This window comes from Ruegeria sp. CH8 (assembly GCF_056536985.1).
In genome coordinates, this window is the sequence record NZ_JBQFQR010000009.1 from 37,590 (window position 1) to 63,493 (window position 25,904).

24 protein-coding genes and 2 pseudogenes are annotated in these 25,904 nt (G+C 56.7%); 12 read left to right on the forward strand and 14 right to left on the reverse strand.

The window, feature by feature from the left end:
- Nucleotides 1-341: 341 nt before the first annotated feature.
- Nucleotides 342-509, forward strand: a pseudogene (locus ACR0ER_RS11940) (integrase core domain-containing protein); the annotation flags it as partial.
- A gap of 31 nt (nucleotides 510-540) precedes the next feature.
- Here ACR0ER_RS11940 and ACR0ER_RS11945 read toward each other — a convergent pair.
- Together ACR0ER_RS11945 and bfr are read right to left on the reverse strand one after the other, a co-directional pair.
- Complete coding sequence (locus ACR0ER_RS11945) at nucleotides 541-675, reverse strand: hypothetical protein (protein WP_480769117.1); 135 nt, start codon at nucleotides 673-675, stop codon at nucleotides 541-543.
- 106 nt (nucleotides 676-781) lie between these two features.
- The gene (bfr, locus tag ACR0ER_RS11950) at nucleotides 782-1,267 is read right to left on the reverse strand and encodes a bacterioferritin (protein WP_170330683.1); all 486 of its coding nucleotides are present in this window, start codon (nucleotides 1,265-1,267) and stop codon (nucleotides 782-784) included.
- Between the two features lie 287 nt (nucleotides 1,268-1,554).
- On the opposite strand from bfr, the pseudogene ACR0ER_RS11955 reads away from it, so the two are divergent.
- Nucleotides 1,555-1,662: pseudogene (locus ACR0ER_RS11955) on the forward strand (IS6 family transposase); the annotation flags it as partial.
- A 128-nt stretch (nucleotides 1,663-1,790) separates the two neighbouring features.
- On the opposite strand, the gene galU reads toward ACR0ER_RS11955, so the two are convergent.
- The 5 genes from galU to ACR0ER_RS11980 all read right to left on the reverse strand — a co-directional run bounded on the left by galU (nucleotide 1,791) and on the right by ACR0ER_RS11980 (nucleotide 8,352).
- On the reverse strand, nucleotides 1,791-2,684 hold the full coding sequence (gene galU, locus ACR0ER_RS11960; RefSeq protein WP_480769118.1) for a UTP--glucose-1-phosphate uridylyltransferase GalU: 894 nt from the start codon (nucleotides 2,682-2,684) through the stop codon (nucleotides 1,791-1,793).
- A 302-nt stretch (nucleotides 2,685-2,986) separates the two neighbouring features.
- Nucleotides 2,987-4,792 carry an ABC transporter ATP-binding protein gene (locus ACR0ER_RS11965; protein ID WP_480769119.1) on the reverse strand — a complete coding sequence of 602 codons (1,806 nt, stop codon included), beginning with the start codon at nucleotides 4,790-4,792 and terminating at the stop codon, nucleotides 2,987-2,989.
- Nucleotide 4,793: 1 nt separating this feature from the next.
- Nucleotides 4,794-5,723, reverse strand: coding sequence for an ABC transporter permease subunit (locus tag ACR0ER_RS11970; protein ID WP_170330274.1), 930 nt, complete (start codon nucleotides 5,721-5,723; stop codon nucleotides 4,794-4,796).
- A gap of 10 nt (nucleotides 5,724-5,733) precedes the next feature.
- Nucleotides 5,734-6,657, reverse strand: a complete 924-nt coding sequence (gene oppB, locus ACR0ER_RS11975) for an oligopeptide ABC transporter permease OppB (RefSeq protein ID WP_480769120.1) — start codon at nucleotides 6,655-6,657, stop codon at nucleotides 5,734-5,736.
- A gap of 66 nt (nucleotides 6,658-6,723) precedes the next feature.
- Nucleotides 6,724-8,352, reverse strand: coding sequence for a peptide ABC transporter substrate-binding protein (locus tag ACR0ER_RS11980; protein WP_480769121.1), 1,629 nt, complete (start codon nucleotides 8,350-8,352; stop codon nucleotides 6,724-6,726).
- Here ACR0ER_RS11980 and ACR0ER_RS11985 point away from each other — a divergent pair.
- On the forward strand, nucleotides 8,351-8,650 hold the full coding sequence (locus tag ACR0ER_RS11985; protein ID WP_480769122.1) for a hypothetical protein: 300 nt from the start codon (nucleotides 8,351-8,353) through the stop codon (nucleotides 8,648-8,650). The two genes, ACR0ER_RS11980 and ACR0ER_RS11985, sit on opposite strands and share 2 nt — an antisense overlap.
- Nucleotides 8,651-8,753: 103 nt before the next feature.
- Here ACR0ER_RS11985 and ACR0ER_RS11990 read toward each other — a convergent pair whose 3' ends face one another.
- The gene (locus ACR0ER_RS11990) at nucleotides 8,754-9,989 is read right to left on the reverse strand and encodes a lytic murein transglycosylase (protein WP_480769123.1); all 1,236 of its coding nucleotides are present in this window, start codon (nucleotides 9,987-9,989) and stop codon (nucleotides 8,754-8,756) included.
- 185 nt (nucleotides 9,990-10,174) lie between these two features.
- Here ACR0ER_RS11990 and ACR0ER_RS11995 point away from each other — a divergent pair, with 185 nt between their 5' ends.
- Genes ACR0ER_RS11995 through ACR0ER_RS12020 form a run of 6 tightly spaced genes read left to right on the forward strand, consistent with a single transcriptional unit; the run spans nucleotide 10,175 to nucleotide 16,686 of the window.
- Nucleotides 10,175-11,131, forward strand: a complete 957-nt coding sequence (locus tag ACR0ER_RS11995; RefSeq protein WP_480769124.1) for a cytochrome ubiquinol oxidase subunit II — start codon at nucleotides 10,175-10,177, stop codon at nucleotides 11,129-11,131.
- A complete protein-coding gene (locus ACR0ER_RS12000; protein WP_480769125.1) occupies nucleotides 11,128-13,212 on the forward strand; it encodes a cbb3-type cytochrome c oxidase subunit I in 2,085 nt (694 codons plus the stop codon). Before ACR0ER_RS11995 ends, ACR0ER_RS12000 begins: the two co-directional genes overlap by 4 nt.
- The gene (locus ACR0ER_RS12005) at nucleotides 13,209-13,841 is read left to right on the forward strand and encodes a cytochrome c oxidase subunit 3 (protein WP_170330280.1); all 633 of its coding nucleotides are present in this window, start codon (nucleotides 13,209-13,211) and stop codon (nucleotides 13,839-13,841) included. Before ACR0ER_RS12000 ends, ACR0ER_RS12005 begins: the two co-directional genes overlap by 4 nt.
- Complete coding sequence (locus tag ACR0ER_RS12010; protein WP_170330281.1) at nucleotides 13,834-14,160, forward strand: cytochrome o ubiquinol oxidase subunit IV; 327 nt, start codon at nucleotides 13,834-13,836, stop codon at nucleotides 14,158-14,160. The genes ACR0ER_RS12005 and ACR0ER_RS12010 overlap by 8 nt, the downstream gene beginning before the upstream one ends.
- Nucleotides 14,161-14,182: 22 nt before the next feature.
- Nucleotides 14,183-15,166: an HlyD family secretion protein gene (locus ACR0ER_RS12015; protein ID WP_480769126.1), complete on the forward strand. Its 984-nt coding sequence runs from the start codon at nucleotides 14,183-14,185 to the stop codon at nucleotides 15,164-15,166.
- On the forward strand, nucleotides 15,163-16,686 hold the full coding sequence (locus ACR0ER_RS12020; RefSeq protein WP_480769127.1) for a DHA2 family efflux MFS transporter permease subunit: 1,524 nt from the start codon (nucleotides 15,163-15,165) through the stop codon (nucleotides 16,684-16,686). The genes ACR0ER_RS12015 and ACR0ER_RS12020 overlap by 4 nt, the downstream gene beginning before the upstream one ends.
- Here ACR0ER_RS12020 and ACR0ER_RS12025 read toward each other — a convergent pair.
- Nucleotides 16,683-17,045: a fluoride efflux transporter FluC gene (locus tag ACR0ER_RS12025; RefSeq protein ID WP_480769128.1), complete on the reverse strand. Its 363-nt coding sequence runs from the start codon at nucleotides 17,043-17,045 to the stop codon at nucleotides 16,683-16,685. The genes ACR0ER_RS12020 and ACR0ER_RS12025 overlap by 4 nt on opposite strands.
- Nucleotides 17,042-17,449 (reverse strand): fluoride efflux transporter FluC, encoded by a 408-nt coding sequence (locus ACR0ER_RS12030; RefSeq protein ID WP_480769129.1) that lies wholly within the window; start codon nucleotides 17,447-17,449, stop codon nucleotides 17,042-17,044. Before ACR0ER_RS12030 ends, ACR0ER_RS12025 begins: the two co-directional genes overlap by 4 nt.
- 197 nt (nucleotides 17,450-17,646) lie before the next feature.
- Between ACR0ER_RS12030 and ACR0ER_RS12035 the strand changes: the two genes are divergently transcribed.
- Genes ACR0ER_RS12035 through ACR0ER_RS12045 form a run of 3 tightly spaced genes read left to right on the forward strand, consistent with a single transcriptional unit; the run spans nucleotide 17,647 to nucleotide 21,812 of the window.
- Entirely contained in the window at nucleotides 17,647-19,227 is a 1,581-nt protein-coding gene (locus ACR0ER_RS12035) for an FMN-binding glutamate synthase family protein (protein WP_480769130.1), read from the forward strand.
- A 60-nt stretch (nucleotides 19,228-19,287) separates the two neighbouring features.
- Nucleotides 19,288-19,827, forward strand: a complete 540-nt coding sequence (locus ACR0ER_RS12040; RefSeq protein WP_480769131.1) for an RNA polymerase sigma factor — start codon at nucleotides 19,288-19,290, stop codon at nucleotides 19,825-19,827.
- The gene (locus ACR0ER_RS12045) at nucleotides 19,824-21,812 is read left to right on the forward strand and encodes a vWA domain-containing protein (RefSeq protein ID WP_480769132.1); all 1,989 of its coding nucleotides are present in this window, start codon (nucleotides 19,824-19,826) and stop codon (nucleotides 21,810-21,812) included. Before ACR0ER_RS12040 ends, ACR0ER_RS12045 begins: the two co-directional genes overlap by 4 nt.
- 46 nt (nucleotides 21,813-21,858) lie before the next feature.
- Here ACR0ER_RS12045 and ACR0ER_RS12050 read toward each other — a convergent pair whose 3' ends face one another.
- From ACR0ER_RS12050 to ACR0ER_RS12065, 4 genes are read right to left on the reverse strand one after another with little or no spacing between them, the layout of a single operon-like run.
- Complete coding sequence (locus ACR0ER_RS12050; protein ID WP_480769133.1) at nucleotides 21,859-22,509, reverse strand: ABC-type transport auxiliary lipoprotein family protein; 651 nt, start codon at nucleotides 22,507-22,509, stop codon at nucleotides 21,859-21,861.
- Nucleotides 22,506-23,822: an MlaD family protein gene (locus tag ACR0ER_RS12055; protein ID WP_480769134.1), complete on the reverse strand. Its 1,317-nt coding sequence runs from the start codon at nucleotides 23,820-23,822 to the stop codon at nucleotides 22,506-22,508. Before ACR0ER_RS12055 ends, ACR0ER_RS12050 begins: the two co-directional genes overlap by 4 nt.
- Before the next feature lie 14 nt (nucleotides 23,823-23,836).
- Nucleotides 23,837-24,643 carry an ABC transporter ATP-binding protein gene (locus ACR0ER_RS12060; protein WP_480769135.1) on the reverse strand — a complete coding sequence of 269 codons (807 nt, stop codon included), beginning with the start codon at nucleotides 24,641-24,643 and terminating at the stop codon, nucleotides 23,837-23,839.
- A gap of 1 nt (nucleotide 24,644) precedes the next feature.
- On the reverse strand, nucleotides 24,645-25,757 hold the full coding sequence (locus tag ACR0ER_RS12065; RefSeq protein WP_480769136.1) for an MlaE family lipid ABC transporter permease subunit: 1,113 nt from the start codon (nucleotides 25,755-25,757) through the stop codon (nucleotides 24,645-24,647).
- Nucleotides 25,758-25,904: the final 147 nt, after the last annotated feature.

A 25,904-nucleotide genomic window follows, 5' to 3' on the forward strand; every position in this document is an offset into this window, starting at 1 on the left:
AGACCCATCAATTGGAAAGAATCCGCGACAAAAATAATTTCATCTCGCGGAGGCTGGTCGGGTACGGTTTAGTTGAGTGTCTGCTCCGCAAAAAGAGCTTGGTCACTTGAAGCAGCCTTCACTACCCGCAACGTCTCGTACGAGTTCCCCAGTTTTCGACCTCTCATTTCAGGAGCGTCAGTCCCGAAGTGCAGCAGTACGAAAAGGCCGGGTACGAGATTTGCTCCTTACCGGCCCTTAGCTGCCGTTGATCGGTGGGATTCGTCGCTGCGGCGAGGCCCGTCAAAGGAGACATTCGCTGCGCAAGCGAAGCTGGAAGACGGACGGAGGTCCGAAAAGCAGACGAACTACTCAACGGGGAGATTTTCTATACCCTGCGTAAAGCCCAGATCCTGATCGAAGAATGGAGAAAACACTACAATACGAAAAGACCACACAGTGCATTGGGCTATCGCCCACCAACGCCAGAAACCATCATCCCTATGGAACTGAGGCCAATCATGCACTAACAATCAAATCGGACCAGTCAGATGAGGCTGCTCAAGACAGGGTTTTAGCCAAAGCGTTATTAATTTCATTGCCGAACGAAGCTGGCAGCAGGATCGAGGCCGGGTGATGATCCGCAAGATAGTTTAGAATATCCATCTGTGATTTTTCATCCAGTAGTGTTCCCAACAGTATACCCCTCGACTGTATTTGCCACCATTGGAAACGCTGTCCTGTCCTAACCGAACTCTCTCAGCAATGTTGCACCCAAGTCGCCAAGCGCTTGTCTGACAGGTCAGTCTGCGTCTTCCATCTTTGTCGCGTTCAGTTGAGCAAACAGCTCTGGCCCGACACGGTCATAAAGATCCAACTGCGTCTCAAGAAAATCAATATGACCTTCTTCGTCTGACATCAGTTCTTCAAACAATCCCATGGAAACATAATCGCCAGCGTCCTTGCAAACATCTCTGGCTTCTTTGTAGAGCGCGCGCGCGCTTTGCTCAGCGGCCAGATCGCATTCCAGCGTTTCACGCGGGTTTTCACCGATCTTCAGCGGATCCAGCTTCTGCAGGTTTGGGTGGCCTTCCAAAAGAATGATCCGCTGAATCAACTTGTCGGCGTGCTCCATCTCTTCGATGGATTCCTCACGGCTTTTCTTGGCCATGCTCCCCAGACCCCAATCGTCCTGAAGGCGGTAGTGCAACCAATACTGGCTTACCGCAGTCAATTCGTGCCGAAGTGCTTTGTTGAGATATTCGATTACCTTTTTGTCACCCTTCATCACTAATCTCCCTGGCTAATGTTGCTTGTGTTTGGAAAAGACTTTCGGGATTGGATAATAGCACCTTTAAGAATAGCTCCAAAACTTGCGAAATGCCTTTTGAATTCAGCTAAATACCCGAAATTCCGACGATTCTCGTTTGATTTATTTCGACAGCTTCTAGCATTGGCTTACGGCCAGCCCAGCTTTGAGAATGGAAAAAAGCTGGGAAAAGTTCTAAACTTTAGTGTTCAGAGGGTGGCCTTACTGGCAACTGTATTTCTCAGATGGTCCCAGCCGACCAGTTCTCCAGATACAACCACTTTAACCAGGAAAGATCGCTCGCCAGCAGATATACCTTCAAGCCGACGCGCACCGCCGCTCTTGCCGAGTGGCGTCAGCTTTGTTCCAGATAGGTTCGCGGTTTCCGAGGCGCACTGAGACTGGTTCGAATTCGTCTGACAGAACCCTTCTGAGGGCAAAAAAAAGCCGGGACGCTGAACGCTCCGGCCAAAATTCGGAAAATTGAATTGAATGCAGCCCGTTACTGCGCAGCCTGCCCTGTGGCGACGATGTCGTGCAGGTACTGGTTCAGGTCTTCACGCAGGTCATCTCGGGCCAGAGCAAAGGCAACCGTGGCCTGCAGGAAGCCAGCTTTGGACCCGCAGTCAAAGCGCTGACCATCAAACTTGTAGCCAAAGACCGGCACACCGTTTCCGATGTCCTCTGCAATGGCGTCGGTTAGTTGGATTTCACCACCGCTGCCTTTTTTCATCTGGTTCAGGTTATACAGGACGGATGGGCCAAGAATGTAGCGCCCGATGACAGCCAAATTCGAAGGTGCCTCTTCCGTTTTCGGTTTTTCGACCATACCGCGCGTGCGTACAACCGAACCAATGTTCTCACCCACGTCCAGGATGCCATAGGCGCTGGTTTTGTCTTTAGGAACTTCCATGGCTGCAACCATGTTGCCGCCAGTTTCCTCATAGGCTTCGATCATTTGCTGCAGACAAGGTTTGTCGGCGGCGATCACGTCGTCCGGCAGCATGACGGCAAAAGGTTCATCACCTATCAGTCGGCGGGCACACCAGACCGCGTGGCCCAAACCCAACGCTTTGTGTTGGCGGATGTAGGCAATCGCGCCACTTTCCATATTTGTCGCGTTCAGCGTTTCCAGCAACTTGTCCTTGCCCTTGGCTTTCAATTCCTGCTCAAGAACCAGGTTGTGGTCGAAGTAATCTTCCAAAGCGGACTTGCCGCGTGACGTTACAAAAATAAACTCTTTGATACCGGCAGCGCGCGCCTCGTCGATGGCGTATTGCACCAGTGGGCGGTCAACCAATGTCATAATCTCTTTCGGGACTGACTTTGTTGCTGGAAGGAACCGTGTACCAAGTCCTGCTACGGGGAAGATCGCCTTTGTGACCTTGCGTGTCATATGACCTCTCAAGTTACTAAAACAATGTTTAACAGAGTGTTTGCTAACCAAACCTCATAGGGCTTGCGACCTGATTATTCAACGCCAACGGATCAGCATGTCGCGAATTCCGCAGATGGTGCCACTCGAGGTGGCATAAGTCAAAACGATCAGGTTCCACGTACTGGAATCCCGCGGATTTCTGCACTGTATCTGTGGAAATGCGCCCCAATTTCTTGCTGTTCCGGTCGACATGCCCGGTCTTGATTGGTTGACGGCGGCAACCAGCCCCGAAGCTGGTTTAACGACTTCGGGGCGGTGGCTCAGACCCCATTCATGATGGTTTCCAACGGATCATGTTCGGCCACGAAATGATCGGGCCTCACTTCACTTAGCTGTGGAATATAATCGGTTTCACCTGCGGCCAACCGGCTGGGAAGAAACCGTAATGCAGCTTTCGGATCCATTGGCGAGGGCAGTTCACCGGGCAGTTTCAGACGCTGACGGCTGCGTTCAACATCCGGATCCGGGATTGGAACGGCCGAGATCAGGGACTTGGTGTATGGGTGGATCGGATCGGAACAGATTACCTCTCCGTCACCCAGTTCGACGATCCGCCCCAGATAAAGAACCATGATCCGGTTCGAGACCGCGCGCACCACTGAAAGGTCATGACTGATGAAGATCATCGACAGCCCGAATTCCTGTTGCAACTCGCGCAACAATTCCACGATCTGAGCCTGAATAGACACGTCCAGAGCGGAAACCGCCTCGTCGCAGATGATCAGTTTGGGTTTGTTGATCATCGCCCGTGCGATTCCGACCCGCTGATTCTGACCACCCGACAGTTCGTGCGGATAGCGGTTGATCATGTTGGCCTTCAGGCCGACCCGCTCCATCATTTCGGCAACCAAGTCCTTGCGTTCGCGATCAGTGAGGTCAGGGCGATACGTTTTTAGGGGTTCCGCTATCGAGGTCGAAATTGTCATCCGCGGATCAAGGCTGGCCAGCGGATCCTGGAATACAATCTGGAGATCCTTGCGATACTTGTTCAACTCCGCTCGCTTCAGTCCGACGATAGGGTGGCCCAACCAGCTGACATTGCCCGCACTGGGTTCGATGAGTTGCAGTACTGCCCGCGCCAAGGTGGACTTACCGCAGCCTGATTCACCCACAACGCCCAGCGTTTCCCCCTTGCGGATGTCAAAGCTGACGCCATCTACCGCCTTCAGTGGTACTTTGTGCCCAAACAAACCGCCTGAGACGTGGATCGGGAAGTGCACTTTGACGTCATCGACCTTGAGTAGCGGCTCATCGACATTTTCCAGCGCTTTGGGTGCGTCGCCGGCATCGATCCGCGGCATCGCCTCTAGCAGCGTACGGGTATAGTCGTGTTTCGGCGCACGGAATATTTCGCGCGTATCTCCGGCCTCGACAAACTGACCCAGCCGCATGACCTGAATGCGATCGCACATACGGGCGACGACGCCCATATCATGGGTGATCAGGGCTATTGCGGTGCCCTCGTCCTTTTGCAGGCGCACCATCAAGTCCAGAATGTCGGCCTGAACCGTCACGTCCAAGGCTGTTGTTGGCTCATCCGCAATCAGCAGCTTGGGGTTACACAGCATCGACATAGCGATCATAACCCGCTGGCGCATCCCGCCCGACAGCTCATGCGGATATTGGTTCAACCGCCGCTTTGCCTCAGGGATGCGGACACGTTCAAGCCACTCCAGACACCGCGCCCGCGCCGCCGAGCCCTGCAGTCCTTCATGAACTTGCAGAACTTCACGCATTTGTTGCCCGACCCGCAAATGTGGGGTCAAGGCGGTCAGCGGATCCTGAAAGATCATGCCGACATCTGAACCGCGGATCTTGTTCAGCTTGTTGATAGGCAGGTTCAGGATTTCCTTGCCGTTCAGCATTGCCGAGCCATGCGCGCGCCCGGCTGGTGGCAACAAGCCCATCGCGGCCATGAAGGTCTGGCTTTTGCCCGACCCGCTTTCACCGACGATGCCAAGGCACTCGCCCGGATTGATGTCAAAACTGATACCTTTGACGGCCTCTACCACACCATCGGGGGTGTTGAACTGGACGCTCAGGTCTTTAACAGAAAACAGGCTCATATCAGCGATCCTTCGGGTCCAGAGCGTCACGCAGACCATCTCCGATGAAGAACATCGAAATGATAATGGCGACGTAGAATGTCAGGGGATACATCAGCTGCCACAGGGTACCATAAGCCATGGTTCCTGCGCCTTCGGCGATCAGGCGACCCAGTGACGTGTAGGGTTCTGAAATGCCAAGCCCAAGGAACGAGATGAAGCTTTCCGTCAGGATCATCTCTGGCACCAGAAGTGAGGCATAGACGATCACCACACCCAGAAGATTGGGCAGGATATGGCGGTACATAATAGTGAACTCGCTGACGCCAGCGGCACGGGCGGCCTCAATGAACTCGCGGTTTTTCAGGGTCAGGGTCTGCCCCCGAACGATCCGGGCCATGGTCAGCCAGCCAACGGCCCCAAGGGCGATGAACAGCATCATGAAGGATCGCCCCGCCACAACCAGCAACAGGATGATGATCAAAGTCGCCGGGATCGCCAACATAATGTCTACGAAACGCATCATCACACTGTCGGTGCGCCCGCCGATATAGCCGGCGGCGATGCCATAGAACGTACCAACGAACAAAGCGGTCGCCGCCCCAATCAGCCCTACCAGCAGCGAGGTCGTTGTCGCCTGAATAACCCGGCTGTAGAGATCGCGCCCAAGATCATCGACACCGAAATAGTGTCCTGTCTCGATCGAAGGCATTCCCATGCCGCGCACGTCACCCATGACGTTCCAGTCGATTTCCTCGTTGTTCCATACGGCAAAATAAGGGCCGATGATCGTAAACAGTACGATCAAGCCCAGAATGAAGACGCTGGCCATAGCGGCCTTGTTGCGGACAAACCGCATGCGTGCGTCCTGCCAAAGTGATCGCCCCTGAATGACGGTGTAATCGGTGACATCGTCGGCCAGCTGGGCGGCTTTTTGTGATTTTCCAAGCATTGCCAGCCCCTCAGTAGCGGATTTTCGGATCGAACCAGGCATAAGCCAGGTCGGTCAGCAGGTTCACGATGACGGTCAGCGCGCCATAGAGGATCGTGACCCCCAACAGCACTGCATAGTCACGCGAGAGGGCAGAGCTCACGTAAGACTGACCCAGACCACCGGTTGAAAAGTACAAATCGACAAAGACCGATCCCGTCAGAACGTAGACAAAGACCGGACCCAGATAGGACACGACAGGCAGAAGTGTGGGTTTTAGCGCATGACGCCAGATCACGGTTCTGGTCGGCAGCCCCTTGGCGCGGGCGGTGCGGATGAAGTTCGAGTTCAAGACCTCAAGCATCGAAGAGCGTGTGATCCGTGCAATCGACCCCATGTAAGAGGTCGCCAGTGCAATCACCGGCATGATCAGATATTGCCACTGACCGCCGTGCCAACCGCCACCCGGCAGCCATCCCAGCCACAAGGTAAAAGTCAGGATCAGGATCGGGCCCATGATGAAGTTCGGCAGCGCCTGCGCTGCGATCCCCAAGCCGACGGCGAAGTAGTCGATCCAGCTGTTGTGCTTGATTGCGGCGGCAATCCCGAGGCCTACGCCGATGAAGGTCGCAACCAGGAATGACAAAGAGCCATAGGTTAGCGAGATTGGGAAACCCTGAGCGATGATGTCGTTCACGTCCCGGTCCTTGAACTTGAAGGACGGGCCGAAGTCAAAATGCACGACGATATTGTACAGGTAATCCCACAGCTGCTTCCATAGCGGCTGATCCAGCCCATAGCGTGCCTCGATATTGGCCAGAACGGCTGGCGGCAGAGGGCGTTCAGACGTGAAAGGCCCGCCGGGCGCGAAGTGCATCAGAAAGAAACAGGCGACGATCAGCAACAGGATCGTCGGAATGGCGATCAGAAGTCGCCGCAAACTATAGGCAAGCATTTCATGCCCCCGTGTTTATTGGCCCTGCCCCGGGGTGACCCGGGACAGGGCGTGGTTCAAAGACGATTATTCGGCGAGCTTATAGAGGTTTTTCGAGTACCAGTTCTGCTCGACGTTGTTGATCGGCCAGTTTCCGACATCGGTGTCCATCATGTAGACGCCAGCATAGTGATAGATCGGTATAACGGGGGTCTCTTGCGCGATGATCCGCTCCACCTCGGTGTACAGAGGCGCCGGGTCATCCGAGGTTTTCGCTTCGGCCAGCAGTTCGTCTACGCGAGCGTTGGCATATTTGCCGTCGTTGTAGCCAGACTGCGATTGCAGAAGGTCCAGGAATGTGGACGCTTCGTTATAGTCGCCACACCAGGCCCCGCGTGCCAGATCAAAGTTCTGGTTACCGCGCTCTTCCAGGAACACTTTCCATTCCATGTTGGCCAGTTCGACATTGGCACCCAGCTTTTGTTTCCACATCTGGCTCAGTGCCACGGCGACCTTCTTGTGGTCCTCGTTGGTGTTGTAGACCATCTCAAAGCTCAGCGGATTGTCCGGGCCATAGCCGGCCTCAGCTAGCAGTTCTTTCGCCAACTCATCCCGCTCGGCCTGAGTCATTGATGCCATCTCAACCTCTGGCACAGTGAAACCGGCGGTCGCTTCGGGCGCGAAGGTGAAGGCCTGCGGTTGACCGCCAGCCATGACTTTTTCGGTGATGATTTCACGGTCTACGGCCAATGACAGTGCTTGACGGACATTGGGATCCTTGAACGCCTCGGGGCCATCTTCTGTCAGGTTGAACGTGTAATAATAGTTGCACAGGCGCGGGAAGCTGATTGCTTGATCCGGGTGTTCTTCGCGCAGGCGGGGAAACTGACCGGCCGGAATTTCAGTACGGTCCAATTCACCTGCAAGATAACGGGTCAAGGCGACGTTTTCGTCGTTGATCACCAACGTCACGACTTTATCGAGGATCGTGTTTTCGTTGTCCCAGTACATTTCATTGCGCTCACGTACCGAGCGTTCCTGCGGCAAGTGCTCGGTCCAGATATAGGCACCGTTTGAGACAATATTCTCAGGTCTCGTCCAGGCGTCGCCAAATTCTTCGACAACTTTCTGCGGGGAGGGGAACGTGGTGGAATGCGTCGTCATCTGCGGGAAATAAGGCAGTGGTGCGCTCAATCGGACTTCCAGCGTGTGATCGTCGATGGCCTTGACGCCCAGATCGTCGATGGGTGCGTTGCCAGCAATAATCTCAGCGGCGTTTTCGATCGACATCAGTTCCATGAACCACGCATAGGGCGACGATAGCGCTGGATCCACGGCGCGTTTCCAGGCGTAGACGAAATCGCCTGCGGTCACAGGGTCTCCGTTCGACCACTTGGCGTTGTCGCGCAGGGTAAAGGTGTAAACGTCTTTGGTATCGTTGGTGGTGTAGCCGGTCGCGACACCCGGCACGAGATTGCCGTCCTCGTCCTGATTCATCAGGCCTTCGAACAGGTCACGGACGATTTCGGCGCCATAGGTATCCTCGACGACCTGCGGATCGACGGAACTGTGCTCGTCTCCGAGACGGTAGATGAAGGTCTGGTCATCCGCCAGCGCTTCGCCGGTTTTCGGGTGAGTGCCTGCGGCAAGCGCGGCACCGGTAATCATGGTCGAGGTCAACAGCCCCGCCAGAGAAGTCCGAATGTACTTGTTCATGTTGTTCTACTCCCGTTTTTTTGCGCGCAGTGCCGACATCCTTTTTGGATGGCTGCTGATCGCGATGTTTGTCCGACCCAGAAAAGACCGGCGGGGGGCTCAAGGATTGCTCTTTCAGATCGCAATGAACGCCGCGTCGCAGTCTCTTGGTTTGAAGTCGGGAACGTATTTGCGAAAGTCGCCTTTCACTGTCGCCGAAGGTGGCACTATTTCAAAAAAGGATAAAGCCTTTGCCTTAAAAAGAGGCAACCATAGGTGGATTGTGAACGAAACCCGGGTCGCTTCCGAAATATTATGATGAAACTTCCGAACTTCTTAACATTTTTGTGAAGGGTGCAATTTGCGCTGGCCTCTGAGGGCGGGTTCGGCGGCGCGGGTGACGTAAGGGACAGAGCGAATCGCTACTGTTTCAAGGCGGCTTTCATGCTGGCTTCGGGAAAGCAGGTCGGGGTGCGGCCCGTGGCCTGTTGCCACCGCCCGATCGAGCGGCGGGTCTTGAAACCGGGCAACCCGTCCGCGCCGCCCACATCATGGCCCTGAGCTTCTAAAGCCCTCTGCATGGCGGCGACATCAGACCGGTACAGGTTGCCGACCTTACCCCATCGGGCGCTGAAATCTCCGACGCCATATTGAATGCGGTCTCCGACATGACCGACGAACAGGGCGTAAAGATCGCTTTTGTTGTAATCCTTTAGAACGTAGAAATTCGGCGTGACAATGAAGGCTGGACCATTGCGCCCTGCGGGCATCATCAGAAAGCCTTCACCTTGCATTTCGTGTTCAGGAAATGGTTTGCCCGACACACGGGTGACGCCCATCGCGACCCAATCCTGAATGGGTTTGCCCTGATCCGGCCCTTCCAAAGCACAGGAAACCGAGGGCGGGACGATCACCTCGAACCCCCAATCGCGCCCGGTAGCCCAGCCGTGCTGGGACAGAAAATGCCCAATTGATGCGATTGTGTCTTCTGAGGAACCCCAGATATCAGCGCGCCCGTCGCCGTTGCCATCGGCTGCATAGGTCAGAAAGTTCGAGGGCATGAATTGCGGCTGACCCAACGCTCCGGCCCAACTGCTTTTCAAGGCACCGGACGGAGCGTGCTTTGCTTCGGCAATTTGCAGCGCGGCGATCAGTTCGTCGGTAAAGTAGGGCGCGCGTGTGCTCAGAAAGCCTTTGGTGCCCAGCACCTGAAACGCATTGTGGCGAATGGGAACCTGTCCATATCCACTCTCACGGCCCCATATGGCGAGGATGATCCGCCCCGGAACTCCGGTTTGTGCTTCGACTCTCGCCAAAGTCGCCGCGTGGCGGCGCGCCATCTGCCGCCCAGTGGCCGTGGTACCCTGAACAGAGCCAGCGTTGAAGTAGCGCCCGGGCGATCCGAACTCGGCCTGTTTTTGCTTTTTAGGTGTCTGGGTTGACTGGCCCGGCGGTACTAGATCAGGCAGCTTCCAGTTGAGTGTCACACCGTCAAAGGCCCGTTTCATCGTCCTGCGTGAAACACCTTTGGCTCTGGCTTGCGGCCAAACCGTATCTTGCAGCCATGCCTGAAATTGCCGTTCGACCGCCGCGCGATCCTGCGCGTATGCACCCGTCGACAGGCACCAGAGACTGAGAGCAATTAATATCCGACGCATCACAGAAATGTCTCGCCTGATCGATTAGCTTAGTCAACAGCTGTATCCACGTGGGTTGGGGCCGTGCAACGGTGTGGTTGAACAGGTGGCGACGGGCACAATTGCCAGTTTCGTAAAAAACCTTGAGAAAATTCCTGACTCTGCCGATAGTTGGCCGAAACGAAGGCGCAAGAGGACAATCAAGCGTGGCCGTACTCGGACCTTCAAAACTTACTGTAATGGTTGTGGTCGCTTTTGTGGTGGCTACGGCACAGACGGCGTGGGCGAGCGGTAGTTTCATGGACCCTCAGGGTCCGATAGCTGCGATTCAGAAAACCCATCTGCTGCGGGCAACTGTCTTGATCATGATAGCTGTTCTGCCAGTTCTGGTTCTGGTGCCTTTGATTGCCCTTAGGTATCGGAGACGCAAAGATAGTTCAGCCGCTTATCGGCCAAAATGGGACTTTTCCGCCAAACTGGAATTTCTCATGTGGGGCGCACCGGTCGTGATCGTGGCGCTCTTGTCTTTCTACCTGTGGAAAGCGACGCATCGACTGGACCCTTATTCGGCGGCTTTCGGTGAAACCCCGGCGCTGAACGTTCAGGTCGTCGGTCTCGATTGGAAATGGCTGTTCATCTATCCTGACCTTGGGATCGCCACCGTCGGCGAGTTTGGAATGCCGATCAAACAGCAGGTCGCGATGACCCTGACGACGGACACGGTTATGCAATCCTTCATGATCCCGGCATTGGCTGGTCAGATCTACGCTATGCCCGGCATGACGACGAAACTGCATCTGGTGGCGGACGCGCCCAAGACGATGCAGGGTGAGAACACGCAATATAATGGCCGTGGTTTCACCAAGCAGAAGTTCCTGACCCAAGCCATGCAGCCTGAGGACTTCAATGGCTGGGTTGAAAGCGTCCGCGCAAACGGCATCCCATTGACCGAGGACACGTACCGCACACTGGCCATGCGCACGGATCGGGATGAGGTGCAGGCGGCATTGGGAACACCCCTCATGCCGCTCAATGCCTTGTACTTCACGCTGGAGGATGGCGATTTGTTCCAGTCCGTTTTGCATCGCTATCACGGCGGGCAACCCTTGCCGGTGGATCAACAGCCGGGGACGGTTGAATTCGGACAGGAGGCGGCGCAATGACTGATACCGGGTTCATTGGTCGTCTGAACTGGGATGCATTTCCAATTACCGGTCTGATCCAGACACCCAACACAAATGAGATAGTGGCGAATGCGGCCGCTGGAATCGTTGTCGTGGGTGTCATCGCTGTGGTCGGATTGCTGACATGGTTCCGACTGTGGGGTCCATTGTGGCGCGACTGGCTGACCAGCGCCGATCACAAGAAGATAGGCATCATGTATATCGTCTTTGCCATTGTCATGCTTGCACGGGGCGTGCTTGAGGGCGTGGTCATGCGCGCCCAGCAGGCAGCTGGGCCGGGCCCCGGCTTCCTTGAGGCCGAACATTTCGCCGAGCTGTTCAGCACCCATGGAACGATCATGGTGTTTTTTGTGGCGGTGCCTTTTGTGTTTGGGGTCGCGAACTATCTGGTTCCGCTGATGATCGGGGCGCGGGATGTGGCCTTTCCGGTGATGAACCAGATCAGCCTCGGCCTGACCGTTTCCGCAGGCATGATGTTGATGGTGTCGCTGGTGGTGGGTGAGTTCTCGACTGGTGGTTGGACGGCCTATCCACCCTATACCGGTGCTGCGTTCAATCCCGGGGTGGGGCCGGACTACTGGATCTGGGCCATTGTTGTCTCGGGCATTGGCACCACGCTGACCGGCATCAACTTTGCCGTCACCATCTACAAGCTGCGCGCGCCGGGGATGAAGTTCATGCGGCTGCCGATGTATTGTTGGACGATCATCAGCAGCTCGATTCTGATCATCTTTGCCATGCCGCCACTTGGCGTCGCCGCTCTGATGCTGGCGGCGGATCGATATCTGGATTTCCACTTTTTCACCAATGACCTTGGCGGCAACATGATGAACTACGCCAACCTGTTCTGGCTGTTCGGCCACCCCGAGGTCTACCTGCTGGTCCTGCCCGCCTATGGCATCTATTCCGAGGTCTTCGCCACGTTTTCAGCCAAACGTTTGTACGGCTATAACTCCTTGGTCATTGCCACAATGTGCATCGCGGTTTTGTCCTTTACCGTCTGGCTGCATCATTTCTTCACCATGGGCCAAAGCGCGCTGATCAATGCGGTGTTTGGCGTGGCAACCATGTTGATTGCGATCCCGACCGGGGTGAAGGTCTATGACTGGATGGCCACCTTGTATCGCGGCCGCATCCGGTTTTCCGTTCCGATGCTTTATGGGCTGGCTTTCCTGATGCTGTTTGTCATCGGCGGGTTGTCGGGCGTGATCCTTGCCAATCCCACGGTCGACTATCAGGTACACAATACGCTGTTCTTGGTGGCGCATTTCCACAATGCGCTGTTGCCGGGCGTGCTGTTTGGTTTGTTGGCGGCCTATAACTACTGGTTCCCCAAGGCCTTCGGTTTCCGCCTGAACGAGTTCTGGGGCCGCGTTTCCGTGGTCTGCTGGACGGTCGGTTTCCTGCTGACCTTCATGCCGCTCTATTTCGTTGGCCTCATGGGGATGCCGCGTCGGTCCTTTAGCTATAGCGATGCCTCTTTTCACCCCTATATGCTCGTCGCAATTGTCGGTGCTTTGATCATCACCTGCGGGTTGCTCTCCATTCTGGTCCAGCTGTGGGTCAGCATTCGGGATCGTGAGAAAACTCGCGCCCCTGTCGGCGATCCATGGGACGGGCGTACTCTGGAATGGTCGATCTCGTCACCGCCGCCGCCCTATAACTTTGCCATCATCCCGCAGGTCACCGACCGCGACAACTTTGCCGTCGCCAAGGAACGGGGCGAGGCTTATCCCATTCCTGACGCCTATGAGGATATCTCGATGCCGCGCAATACCGCGATCGGGTTTACCCTCTGTGTGCTCAGCGGCGTTTGGATGTTCGCGCTGGTTTGGTGGATCTGGTGGCTGGCGGTCTTGATGACGGTTCTGATGCTTGTCTCCCTGATCGCCTGGACCTTCAACACAGATATTGAAGAAGTCATCCCAGCCGAAGAGGTTCGTAAACAACACGAAGCCTGGCTCGATCTGGTGCGCAATTCCACCGCGGTGGATCGTGACCACGAAACGGCTCCGGAAAATCGTGGATTGGCACGCCCCGATCTGGAGGCCGTGACATGAAGCGCGCACCCACCCACAGCTATCCCGGCCTGAACCTCGGGCGGCGCCATGAAAGTGCGCATCGGGCCACCGAGGTCGTCACCTTCGGCTTCTGGGTCTTTCTGATGAGCGACCTGGTCTATTTTGGCCTGATGTTCGCGATCTACATCACTATGATCGATGCACAGGCGGGCGGGCCGGGTCCGCATGAGCTGTTCGACCTGTATAGCATCTTTGCCCAAACGCTGATCCTGCTGACCAGCAGTCTGACGGTGGGACTGGCGATGCTGGCGCTAAAATACAACCTGCCCCGATGGCGGATCGTCTTCTGGTTCTGCGTGACACTGGTATTGGGCCTCAGCTTTCTGGTGCTTGAGATCCGCGACTTCATGGCTATGGCTGAAAAAGGCGGCATTCCCCAACGCAGCGGGTTCCTGTCTGCCTTTTACGGTTTGGTACCGCTACACGGACTGCATGTCGCGGCAGGCTGTCTATGGCTGATCGTGCTGGGCATCCAACTGCGCGTGTTCGGCCTGACCGATCTGCTGATGTCGCGCGTGGTTCGGTTGGCGCTGTTCTGGCATTTCCTCGACCTGATCTGGATCGGCATCATCACCATCGTTTATTTCGGAGGGCTGACCTATGGATAAGCGCAGCGAGATGCACCGGCGCGAACGTCGGCGGTATGTCATAGGCTATGGCGGCTCGCTTTTGCTGACGGCGGCAGTGTTCCTCATCGCCTACAAATACGGCATTAAAACCACGGGGGTTTACCTCTCAATTGCATTGCTGGGGCTGGCGCAACTGATCGTGCAACTGGTCTATTTCCTGCATATTGATCGTCGCCGCAGCAGCCGCGAAGACCTTGATCTGGTTCTGTTTTCGACGCTGGTCCTGCTGATCATCATCCTTGGGACCGTCTGGATCATGGGCAATCTGGCGGTACGGATGCACACCTATCCGATGTAATGACCTGCAAGAGGCCTAACGTATGAAATCCTTCAAAATCGTCGCCGTCGCAGCCATGCTGATCGCGATCGCCGCCGGGCTGTTTCTGTATTGGCGGCACGAGGAACGGTACCCCTCGACCAAAGATGCTTATGTCGGCGCGAACATCATAAACGTAGCGGCGCAAGTGACCGGGCAGGTCGCCGAGGTTCCGATCACGGACAACCAGCCAATCAAGGCGGGTGACCTGCTGTTCACTATTGATGCGACGCAATTCAAGGCCTCGGTTGATCAGGCGCAGGCCGATCTGGACAGTTCGCTTCAACAGGCGCAATCCTATTCCAATCAGATTACTGCGGCTGAGGCTGCGGTTCAGTCTTCTCAATCGGCCTACAACACGGAAAAAAATGATTTTGAACGGGCCAAGGCGCTGTTTTCGGATGGCGATCTGGCACAGGTTTCACTGGATCAGGCGTCAACAGCCTTTGCTGAGGCATCGGCCCGTCTGACCACCAGCCAATCCGAACTGCTGGCATTGCAAAGCGGGCTGGCTGCGAAGCAGGACGAAGTCTTGGCTTCCCGTGCCCAGCTTGAAATTGCGCAGGCCAATCTGAATTGGACCAAGGTTTACGCCACCGCAGACGGCTGGATTGCAAACCTGACATTGCGGCCGGGATCGGCGGTTTCGGCTAACGCGCCGCAGTTTTCCATCGTCGAATCCTCTGACTGGTGGGTGGACGCAAACTTCAAGGAAACCGCTCTGCCGCGCATTCGTCCGGGCCAGCCGGTGACTGTAAAGGTTGATATGCTGCCGGGGATAACCCTGACGGGCAAGGTGGCCTCGATCGGGCGCGGGTCGGGGGACACATTCTCGCTTTTGCCTTCGGAAAACGCTAGCGGCAACTGGGTCAAGGTGACCCGACGGTTCCCGGTGCGCGTGGAACTTGACCCGACCGACGTACCGTTACGCGTAGGCGGCAGCAGTAAAGTGACCGTGGACACAACAGAGGCTCAGTCCGGGAAATGACTGGTCCGGCGGCTAGCCGCGTCAATCCGGTGATTGTTGTCGCCGTTGTGCTCAGCGCCATTCTCGAGGTGCTGGACAGCACCATCGTCAACGTCGCGCTGCCCCATATCCAGGCCGCATTCGGAGCTACGACCGATCAGGCAACGTGGATTCTCACCAGCTATATCGTGTCGGCGGTTGTGGTCATGCCCCTGACCGGTTTTGTTGCGCGCCGGGTCGGGCGGCGCAGGCTAATCCTGACGGCCATCACCGGCTTTACCACAATGTCTATCATGTGCGGCCTGTCCTGGAGCCTTGAGACCATTGTCATCTTTCGCCTCGCGCAGGGCATGTTCGGCGCGTTCCTGATCCCGCTGTCTCAGTCCATTTTGTTCGACGCCTTCCCTCGGGAAAAACGCGGGCAGGCAATGGCCGTATTTGGGTTGGGCGTCGTGGTTGCCCCCGTGCTGGGGCCGACCGTCGGGGCGCTTCTGACCGAGTATTTCTCATGGCGGATGGTGTTTTTTGTCAACCTTCCGGTGGCGGCGATGGCGTTGCTGCTGCTGGCGGGCGAATTGCCCGAAGATGAAACCGAAGAGGTGCGGATCGATTGGGCGGGCCTGGCTCTGCTGGCTATCGGCATCGGCTGTCTGCAGTTCATCCTTGATCAGGGCGAGACCAAGGACTGGTTGTCTTCTCGGGTCATTCAGGTGGCGCTGATTGCGTCGGTTCTGGGGGCGCTGGGGTTCATCGTCCACGCGCTGACAACCAAGCGACCGGTTGTGGACCTTCGGTTTTTCGCGGATCGCAACTTTGCCCTGTGCAATCTGGTTATCGCGGGTTTTGCCATCTCACTGTTTGGCGGCATCGCGATCCTGCCAACCTTTGTGCAGAACCTACTGGATTACCCAGTTATCGCCTCAGGTCACCTATTCATCCCGCGCGGGATTACGGCGGGACTGTCGATGGTCATAACGGGCGCGGTGTTGGTGTCGCGCTTCGATCCACGGCTTCTGGCCGGGGTAGGGATGCTGTTGACGGCCGTAAGCAACTTCATGATGGGCGCGCTGAACATGAACGCGGGGTTCTGGGAACTGGCTTGGCCCGGCGCGGTCAGCGGGTTGGGCATGGGACTGGTCTTTGTGCCAATGTCGATCCTTGCGTTTGAAAGCATCTCCAAGTCTCGGCAGGACGAGGCATCGGGTCTGTTCAACGTGACCCGGCAATTGGGCTCATCGGTCGGAATATCGCTGGTGGGAACATGGGTTGTGCGCGGCTTGCAGACGAATACGGCGGTGCTGAGCCAGAACGTGACGCCTTATAACCCGGCGGCGCAGGCCTATTTGCAGCCGCTGGGTCTGACCCCCGAAAGCGCCGAAGGGGCGGCCATACTGGGGCAGGTGATCAGCCAACAGGGTGAGCTGATTTCATATCTGACGGTATTCAACAACCTTGGCCTGCTAGCCTTGGCAACGATACCTTTGCTGTTCTTCTGCAAAGCGCCCAAACCCGGAACTCAGGCAGCCGTTGCCGCGCATTAGCGCGTCAGCAATAATCCTACCCAAAGGGCAAACCAGCACAACGCAAGGCTCAGCAGGATGTTCCCCGCGGCCAGCACAATTGTGCGTTCCCGCCGCAGTTCCAGCGATTGATAGGCAAAGCTTGAAAAGGTGGTGAACCCACCGCAAAAGCCGAAGACCAGCCGTCGTTCCTCCTCGCCCAGATCAACCGGCCCGCCGAGGTATCCGATCCACAGACCCAATAGCAGGCTGCCCAAGACGTTCACGATCAGGGTTGCAAAGGGCAGGTCATGTTTGACGCGCAAAGCGATCCAATGCCGCAGCACAGCACCCAATCCACCCCCCAGCCCGAACATGGCGTGAAGATAAAGCGCGCTCATCCGGTTGGCCTCTCACCATGAAGCCGCCGACCGATAGCCTCACCCAGAACGGCGGCGGCAAGGCCGACGGCAATTTCCAGTGAGGCGGCTGAAACTGCGCTCCAAAGGTGCATTTCAGCCATCCGTTCCAACTCGGCCACAAAGGAGGAAAACGTGGACAACCCGCCGCAGAACCCGACTGCGCCCAGATGCAGCACATGCGCGTGGACGCGGTTGCGAACTGCGTACAGCCAGCCAAGCACGAAACAGGCCACGACATTGATGCCAAAGGTTGCCGTCAGCACTCGCGCGCCGGGGATCTGGGCTGAGAACGCCTCGCGCAGCAGCGATCCCGCTGCGCCGCCCAAAAAAACGGCGAGGAACATGATGGCCGTGGTCCTGACGGCGGGTCGGGTTTGTGTCACGGCCGGTTGTCCTGCCCATGTTTACTTTGTTTCGGCATACATACTGCCGCAACTTGGATCAACTGTCGCCAAATCCGCCGACCACCTCACAATTCCGCCCGATCGTGTGAGGCCGGGCACAAACGCTTGCAATCAAAAGCCGATTTGATCCACGGTTGCTACACGATTGGTTTGGCAACACTTTGGGAGAGCACGAAATGATTGTACGCAGACTCTATTACATCCTGAGCTACGTGTGCCTTCCGCTGACCTTGCTATGGGGGTTTTTCTGGCCACCGGCCTATTGGTTGCTGGTGATCCTGATCCCCTATGCCCTTGTTGGCCTGTATGACATGCTGACCACAAAGCACAATGTGTTGAACAATTACCCGGTTCTGGGCCATTTCCGATACATGCTGGAATTCGTCAGCCCGGAAATCCGCCAATACTTCGTGGAAACCAACGAAAGCGGTCGCCCTTATAATCGGATCATTCGCAGCCTGGTTTATTCCCGTGCCAAAGGGCAGGTGGATACGCAGGCCTTCGGCACCCAATACGATATCCAAACCGTGGGCTATCATCGGGCCAACCACTCGCTTGCGCCCAAGGAGGTTCCGGAAAGCGAAGAGCGGGTCATGCTGGGTGGTCCGCAGTGCACCAAACCCTACAGCGCCTCGCGTCTGAACGTATCCGCGATGAGTTTCGGAGCGCTCAGCGCCAATGCGATCCGTGCTTTGAACGGTGGGGCCAAGGATGGCGGTTTTGCGCACAACACGGGCGAGGGAGGCCTGTCCCCGCATCATTTGGCTGAGGGTGGGGACATCATTTGGCAGATTGGTACCGGGTATTTCGGATGTCGAACGCCGGACGGTGGTTTCGATAAGGACCTGTTCGCCGAAAAAGCTAAAAAGGACGTGGTCAAAGCGATTGAGATCAAATTGTCCCAAGGTGCAAAACCCTCCCACGGTGGGGTGCTGCCCGCAGCCAAGGTCGACAAGGAAATTGCCGAAATCCGAGGAGTTCCCGAGCATCAGGATGTCATCTCTCCGCCCATTCACTCGGCCTTCGAGGGGCCAACCGGCCTGTTGCATTTCGTCCAACACCTACGAGAGATGTCGGATGGCAAACCCATCGGGTTCAAGCTGTGCATCGGCAGGCCGTCAGAGTTCATGGCAATTTGCAAGGCGATGCTGGAAACCGGAATCCTGCCCGATTTCATAACTATTGACGGGGCGGAGGGCGGCACGGGCGCGGCTCCGGTCGAATTCACCAACCGTTTGGGCATGCCGCTGAACGAGGGGCTGATTTTCGTCAACAACTGCCTGCGCGGCGTTGGGCTGCGCGACAAAATCCGGATCATCTGCTCGGGCAAGGTGGCCACCGGTTATGACATGGTCGAAAAATTCGCGCTCGGTGCGGATATGTGCAATGCGGCGCGGGCGATGATGTTTGCGGTCGGTTGCATTCAGGCCCTGCACTGCAACACCAACCGCTGCCCGTCTGGTGTGGCGACGCAGGACCCGATTCGGGGACGGGCCGTGCACGTACCGCAAAAACGCAAACGGGTGCATCGTTTTCACGACGCTACACTCGAAAGCTTTCGTGAACTTCTGGGTGCGATGGGCAAAGAAAAGGTCTCGGACCTGCGCCCGGGAGATATCCGTCGTCGTACGGCGGATGAACGGGAATGGTCCTACGCCGACCTTTATACGTTCATCGACGACGGGGTTTTACTGACGGACTCGATCCCGGATGGTTTCGCGGCGGACTGGAAAATGGCCTCGGCGAAGCATTTCTAATTTTTTAGCCTTGCCGCCAAGGATTGACCTATCCAATCCGTCTTACCCATCGTGATGCGTATGACAACATCGGATGAGGATCTGGCTAAAGCTGCCGCAAAAGGGGACGCTGATGCGTTTGCTGCCCTGTTGTCGCGGCATTACGACCGGGTTTTCCGTCTGTCCTTTCGCCTCACGGGGAGGGCCGATCAGGCCGAGGATCTGACGCAGGACATCTTCGCGGCCCTGCCGGCCAAGATTGCCGGGTTTCGGGCGCAGGCCAAATTCACGACGTGGCTATACCGGGTTGTCGTTAACGCGGCCGAAGACGCACGCCGTCGTCAGGCTAGCCACAACCGCGCTGCTGCAGGCTGGGGCGATGTCGAACAAATGCGGCGGGCTGAGGCTGCGGAAGCCGCCGAGGCTGTCGATTGGCTGCAACGGGCCATGCGGTCGCTGCCGCAGGATCTGCAGGACACGCTGGCCCTGACGCTGGAAGACGAGATGACCCATGCCGAAGCCGCCGAAGTGCTGGGCGTGTCCGAGGGCACGGTGTCCTGGCGCATGTCGGATATCCGCAAGCGCCTTCGCGCCCTGCGGCAAGAGGAGCTGGCTCCATGACAGACGATCTTGAAGACCTGAAAACGCTGATGGATGCCGCCACCCCTGCGCCGGACGCGCAGCGGCGAGCGGAAAATCTGGATCAGGCACAAAAAATTTTCGCTCACGGCCAAGGAACGCATGATGGCATGCGTCCGACTGTCAAGCGAGGCCGGATGGCCCGCGTGACAGAAGGAGCGAAATCCATGTTGAATGCCCTCTCGCATCGCGGTGCTTTGACCGCGACAACCGCAATCGTTGCTGTGGCTCTGGTCGTGATCCTGCCGCAGACACGCGACTACGTCGTGAACCCGACATCCTGGACCGAAACCCGTCGGGCCGAGGCTCCGGTTCAAGCGACTGAAGCAGATCAGGAGGCTGCGGTTGAACACAGCGCGTTGCAGGATGCCTTGGCGGAGCCTGTGGTTGAAGCACCCGTGGTTATCGAAGAACCCTTCGCACCGGTGCCGGGCGTCCGTGCGCTGAGCAAACGTCAGATGAAGGGTTTGGGTGCGACCGCAGATTCCAGCTTGGCAACTGGAGGATTGTACAATGGTGCGACCTCGATATCGCCTTCGCTGGGTCAGGATGATCTTCGTCTTGCCCCCGAACAGAACACTGAAGCCTTTGCCAGTGCCGACACCAACCCGCTGAAAATCACGACCGAAGACCCGGTGTCGACCTTCTCGATTGATGTGGATACGGCCTCTTACTCGATCATCCGATCCTCTCTGATGCGCGGTCAGCTTCCGCCGAAAGACGCCGTTCGGGTGGAAGAAATGGTAAACTACTTCCCTTACAGTTATCCTGCGCCAGAAGGGGCGGAGCCCTTCCGGTCGACCATTACCGTTACGCCGACACCGTGGAACGAAGGCACACAACTGGTCCACATCGGTATTCAGGGTGCATTGCCGCAGATCGAGGATCGCCCGCCGCTGAACCTCGTTTTTCTGATCGACACGTCTGGTTCGATGCAGAATGCGGACAAACTGCCGTTGCTGAAACAGTCCTTCCGCCTGTTGCTGTCAGAACTTCGCCCCGAGGATCAGGTTTCGATCGTCACATATGCGGGCAGTGCTGGAGAGGTTCTGGAGCCGACGTCGGCGTCGGAGAAAAACAAGATCCTGACCGCGCTTGAGAGGTTGGAGGCCGGTGGCTCGACAGCCGGTCAGGCCGGGCTGCAACAGGCCTATCAGGTCGCGGAAAGCATGACCGAGGACGGAGAGGTGACCCGTGTCATTCTGGCCACTGATGGCGATTTCAATGTCGGCCTGTCAGACCCCGACGCCCTGAAAGACTTCATCACTCGCAAACGCGAAACCGGCACCTTCCTGAGCGTTCTGGGCTTTGGCCGCGGCAATCTTGATGATGCGACCATGCAGGCGCTCGCGCAAAATGGAAATGGACAGGCGGCCTATATCGATACATTGGGCGAGGCGCGCAAAGTGCTGGTGGATCAACTGACCGGTGCACTTTTCCCGATTGCCAATGACGTTAAAATTCAGATTGAATTCAACCCGGCGAAAATCGCCGAATACCGCCTGATCGGATACGAAACCCGCGCCTTGCGGCGTGAGGATTTCTCCAACGACAAAATAGACGCGGGCGACATAGGCGCGGGTCATACTGTAACAGCGATTTATGAGGTCACACCCGTTGGCTCGGATGCAATCCGAAACGGCCCGCTGCGCTATGAGGAACAGCCTGTATCCGATGGTTCAGAAGAGATCGGGTTCTTTAAAATGCGCTACAAACAACCTGGCGGAACCGAAAGCCAACTGATTCAGGAACCGATCCTTCTCGAACAAGGACAGGTGTCCGAAGATGTGGAGTTCTCAATTGCTATCGCAGGGTTTGGACAGTTGTTGCGTGGCGGAGAGTACTTGGGCAGTTGGTCTTATGAAGATGCGATTTCGCTGGCCAATGGGGTAAAGGGGCAGGACCCGTTCGGGTATCGATCTGAAGCCGTCACATTGATGCGTCTGGCCGAAACACTCGCTCAGTAATACCGGTTCAAGGGCGTTGCTATTCTGCACCGCCCTTTCGTTTGCGCTAGTACTGACGAGGGTTGTTGACGGCATGGGAGTTTATTCTACGGACACTCCATTCCACTGCATCCCGCATCGTCTTACCCAGAGCTTCATCAAAAGCCCTGACGAGGTCCGGGGTCTTGTCGCTGGCGGCGATCACATACTCCCGAAACGAGTCTGATGCGATGATTTTGTCTTCGTACTCGTCGATGATCTTGATGTTGATGCGGACCTCCACACGAATGGTCTTGGTGCCGTTGACGTCGCTAACGACAAGCCCCTGAAACTCTCGTAGGTCCGGGACGATGACGTAATCCGCGCGCAATCCAACGGTTGAGCGGCCAACGGCTGCGACCTTGCCGCTGTTTTCATAGCTTTCAACCAACAGCGACTGAACGATCAGAGGGGCCCGATCCACCCAGCGTGCTCGCGGCAGATACTGAACTTGGAACGGCGTAGGCTGAATTGCGATTTGATCGGAGTTAACCGCTGCCGTCGCTGTCGGTTCCTGAACCACTACCTGCCTTTGGACACGCGGCAGCGACGTCGAAAACGTGCTTTTGGGTGTCAGCAGGTACAGGTCGTTCGGCTTAGAGGCTTGTCGCAGCGTTCCCAAACCCGTGCAGCCGCCCAGCGACACAAGAGCAAGTGCCACAATAAAAAGCCTAATCATTGACGAAACTCCGATGCTTGGGTTCCAAGAAGGAAGCGTGCGGGATCACGTTCGACCTTGTCCACCAGACGGTCCAGACTGATGACCAGCCTTTGCGATTCTTCCACGAAGCGGGTGAACTGCGGCAGCCCCACCCGCAGGAAATCCGAAAGTTGACGTCGGTTGTCCTGCACGATCCCGTCGATTGTTCCCATCAACTCTGAGGCGGATTTGGACGCGCTCAGGATATCAGCCGAGATGTCGTCCAAACGTTCGGTGACATTTTTGACGGTCGAGGACACTTCGTTCGCAGCCGTGCGAATATCTTCCATCACCGTGCCGACATCCTCGTTTATAACCTTGTTGGCTGAATCAAATGCACGTTCCGCCGAGGTCAATGTGCCTTTTGCTGTTTCCATAGCTCCGGTGATCGAGCCCAGTGTTTTGTTCGCGTTCAGGAAGGTTTCTGAGATTGTCGCAAGCGCAAGGTCAGCCTCGCCAGACAGACCGTTCAGGTTTTCAGCCAACGCGGTCACGCGCTCAATCAGCGGTCGGATATCTTGTTGAATGACGCGGTCCGCAGTTTCGATGGTGGTTTTTGCGCTGTTCAGGGTCGTGGTTGCGGATTCAGAGGCTGTTTTTACGCTTTTCAGCGTGTCTGTCCCAGTAGTCAAAGTGGTTTCGGCAGTATCTGCCAATTGGTTCAACCGATCTGTAAAATCCCCAAGTTTGCTGGCCGCGCCACCCAGATCCAATGACAGGTTCTCAAAGTCTGTGAGGGTCTTGTTCAGCTTGCCAGAGGCCGAAGCGACATTGTCCAGAATATCGCTGACCGATTTGCGATTTTTGTCATCGACCACGGCATTGAGGTTTTCCAGAAGGGTAACCGCTTCATCCAGAACCTTTGGCGCACCCTCGAACAACGATTGGATCGCACTGCGTTTGCTTTGGATCACGCTGTTTTGCGGCAGTCTTTTGCCGCTGGCAGAGCCACCAGTCAGTTCCACATAGCTGACACCAGTCACGCCCAGAGATTGCAACTGAGCGATCGTATCGTCCGTCACAGGAATATCTGCATCGACCTCAAGCTTGACCCGCACCTTGGATGGGTCGTCATCGTCCAATTGTAAGGAAATGACCTGTCCGACAGGTAGGCCATTAAAGCTGACGCCGCCTGCAGCCGAAAGACCCGAGACATTGTCAAACAGCACGTCATAGTAGGCATATTGCCGTGAAACCTCGAATTTCGCGAGCCACAGGAAAAAGCCAAATGCGCCGAGAATACCCGCAAGGGTGAAGGCGCCGATCAGGATATAGTTCGCTCGGGTTTCCATGGCCTCTACCTGTCCTAGCCCTTCTCTTGCGCCGCGCGCGCCCGGGGGCCGGTGAAGTATTCCTGCACCCAAGGATGATCCACTTTGGTCATTTCTTCAATTGGTCCTTCAACCAGAACGCGTTTTTCCGCAAGTACTGCGATGCGGTCGCAAATGGCGTAAAGGCTGTCCAGATCATGCGTGACCATGAAAACGGTCAGCCCTAGCGCGTGCTGCAATTCCCCGATCAACTCGTCATAGGCCGCGGCTCCGATCGGGTCCAAACCGGCGGTAGGCTCGTCCAGAAACACAATCTCAGGGTCCAGCGCCAAAGCGCGGGCGAGGGCGGCGCGTTTGCGCATCCCGCCGGAAAGCTCTGAGGGAAATTTCCCGCAACTCAGTTGTGGAAGACCGACAAGGCTGATTTTCAGACTTCCCAGCGCCTGCATCAGCTTTTCGCTGATCCCGGTATGCTCGCGCAGCGGCGCCATGACATTTTGCAAAACGGTCAGTGACGAGAATAGCGCGCCATCCTGAAACGCAACGCCCCAGCGCCGTTCGATGCGGCGACGTTCCTGTTCGGGGCCGTTCAGCACATCAACGCCCAGCACCTCGATACTTCCAGCTGCGGGCTTGTTCAGCCCGACAATCGTCCGCAGCAGCACGGATTTACCTGTGCCCGAACCGCCGACGATGCCCAATACCTCGCCCCGCCAGACATCCAGGTTTAGGTTCTCGTGAACCACCTGCGGCCCGAACCGGTTTGTCAGATTGCGAACACGGATCACCGCTTCTCGCTGGGCGTTGGTGTCCGAGGTTTGTTCCAGCACAGTTCCGTCCATGTCAGACATCCAATGCCGAGAAGAAGATCGAGAACAGCGCGTCCAGTGCGATGACCATGAAGATGGCTTGCACGACCGAGGCGGTGGTCCTCTGACCGACGCTCTGGGCTGATCCCTTGACTTGCATCGCCTGCCAGCAGGCGATCACGCCGATGACCAGCGCAAAGAACGGTGCTTTGATCATGCCGACGGCAAAGTGCCAGATGCCAGTGCTTTCCTTCAATCGGGTCACGAACATGCCGGGGCTGATGTCAAGGTCGATCCAGCTCATCAAACCACCACCGAACAGGGCGGCCATATCGGAAATGAAACCAAGGATCGGCAGCATGATCAGCAGGGCAACGACCCGCGGGATCACCAGCACTTCGATCGGGTCCAGACCCAGCGTGCGCATGGCGTCGATCTCTTCCTGCACCTTCATCGAGCCGATAGAGGCGGTGAAGGCCGACCCGGACCGACCCGCGACAATGATGGCTGTCAGCAGGATGCCCAGCTCACGCAGTACCGAAATTGAGATCAGCTCGACCACAAAAATCTCGGCCCCGAATTGTTTCAGCTGCGTCGCACCCTGAAAGGCCAGCACGACGCCGATCAGGAACCCCATCAGGGCCACAATCGGAATCGCTTTGAACCCGACTTCTTCCATCTGCGACACCAGCGCCGCCCGGCGCAGCCGCCACGGCATCACGATGGTCCGAACCAGACGATGTAGCGTCAGACCAAGAAACCCCAGCATTGACAGCGTGTCATTCCAGGCCCCGACCGTACGCTCGCCAATGCTGGCGACCCAATCGGTAAAGCTGTGGCGCTCGGCCTCGATTCCCGGATCGTCGGGTATGTTTTCGGCGACCGTCTCAAGCAGGGCGGAATGGGCAGGGCTCAACCCTTCGAAGCGGACATCGGCCCCAACAGCGCGGACCCGCTGCGCCAGATTGGCAACCAGCCAAGCTCCGCCTGTATCCAGCGCCTCGACCTTCGTCAGATCAAATGTGACCTTTCCACCTTGCGGCTTTATCGCCGCGAATGCCTGTTCCACTTTTTCCAGAGACTGGGTCAGCATCTCGCCCGAAATACGCAGGCAGACGCCGTCGGCGTCGTGGTCCGAATGTATCATGGGCTGCGTCATGGCCGTATGAGATGTGAAACCGCGTTGTGCTGCAACGGATTTCTGCGCACCACCGGGAATTGCCCCCGCACAATAGCAGCAGTGTGACAATTTCGGAGCGACCGGGCCTCTGTGCGGCGGATTGCGTCAATCAAC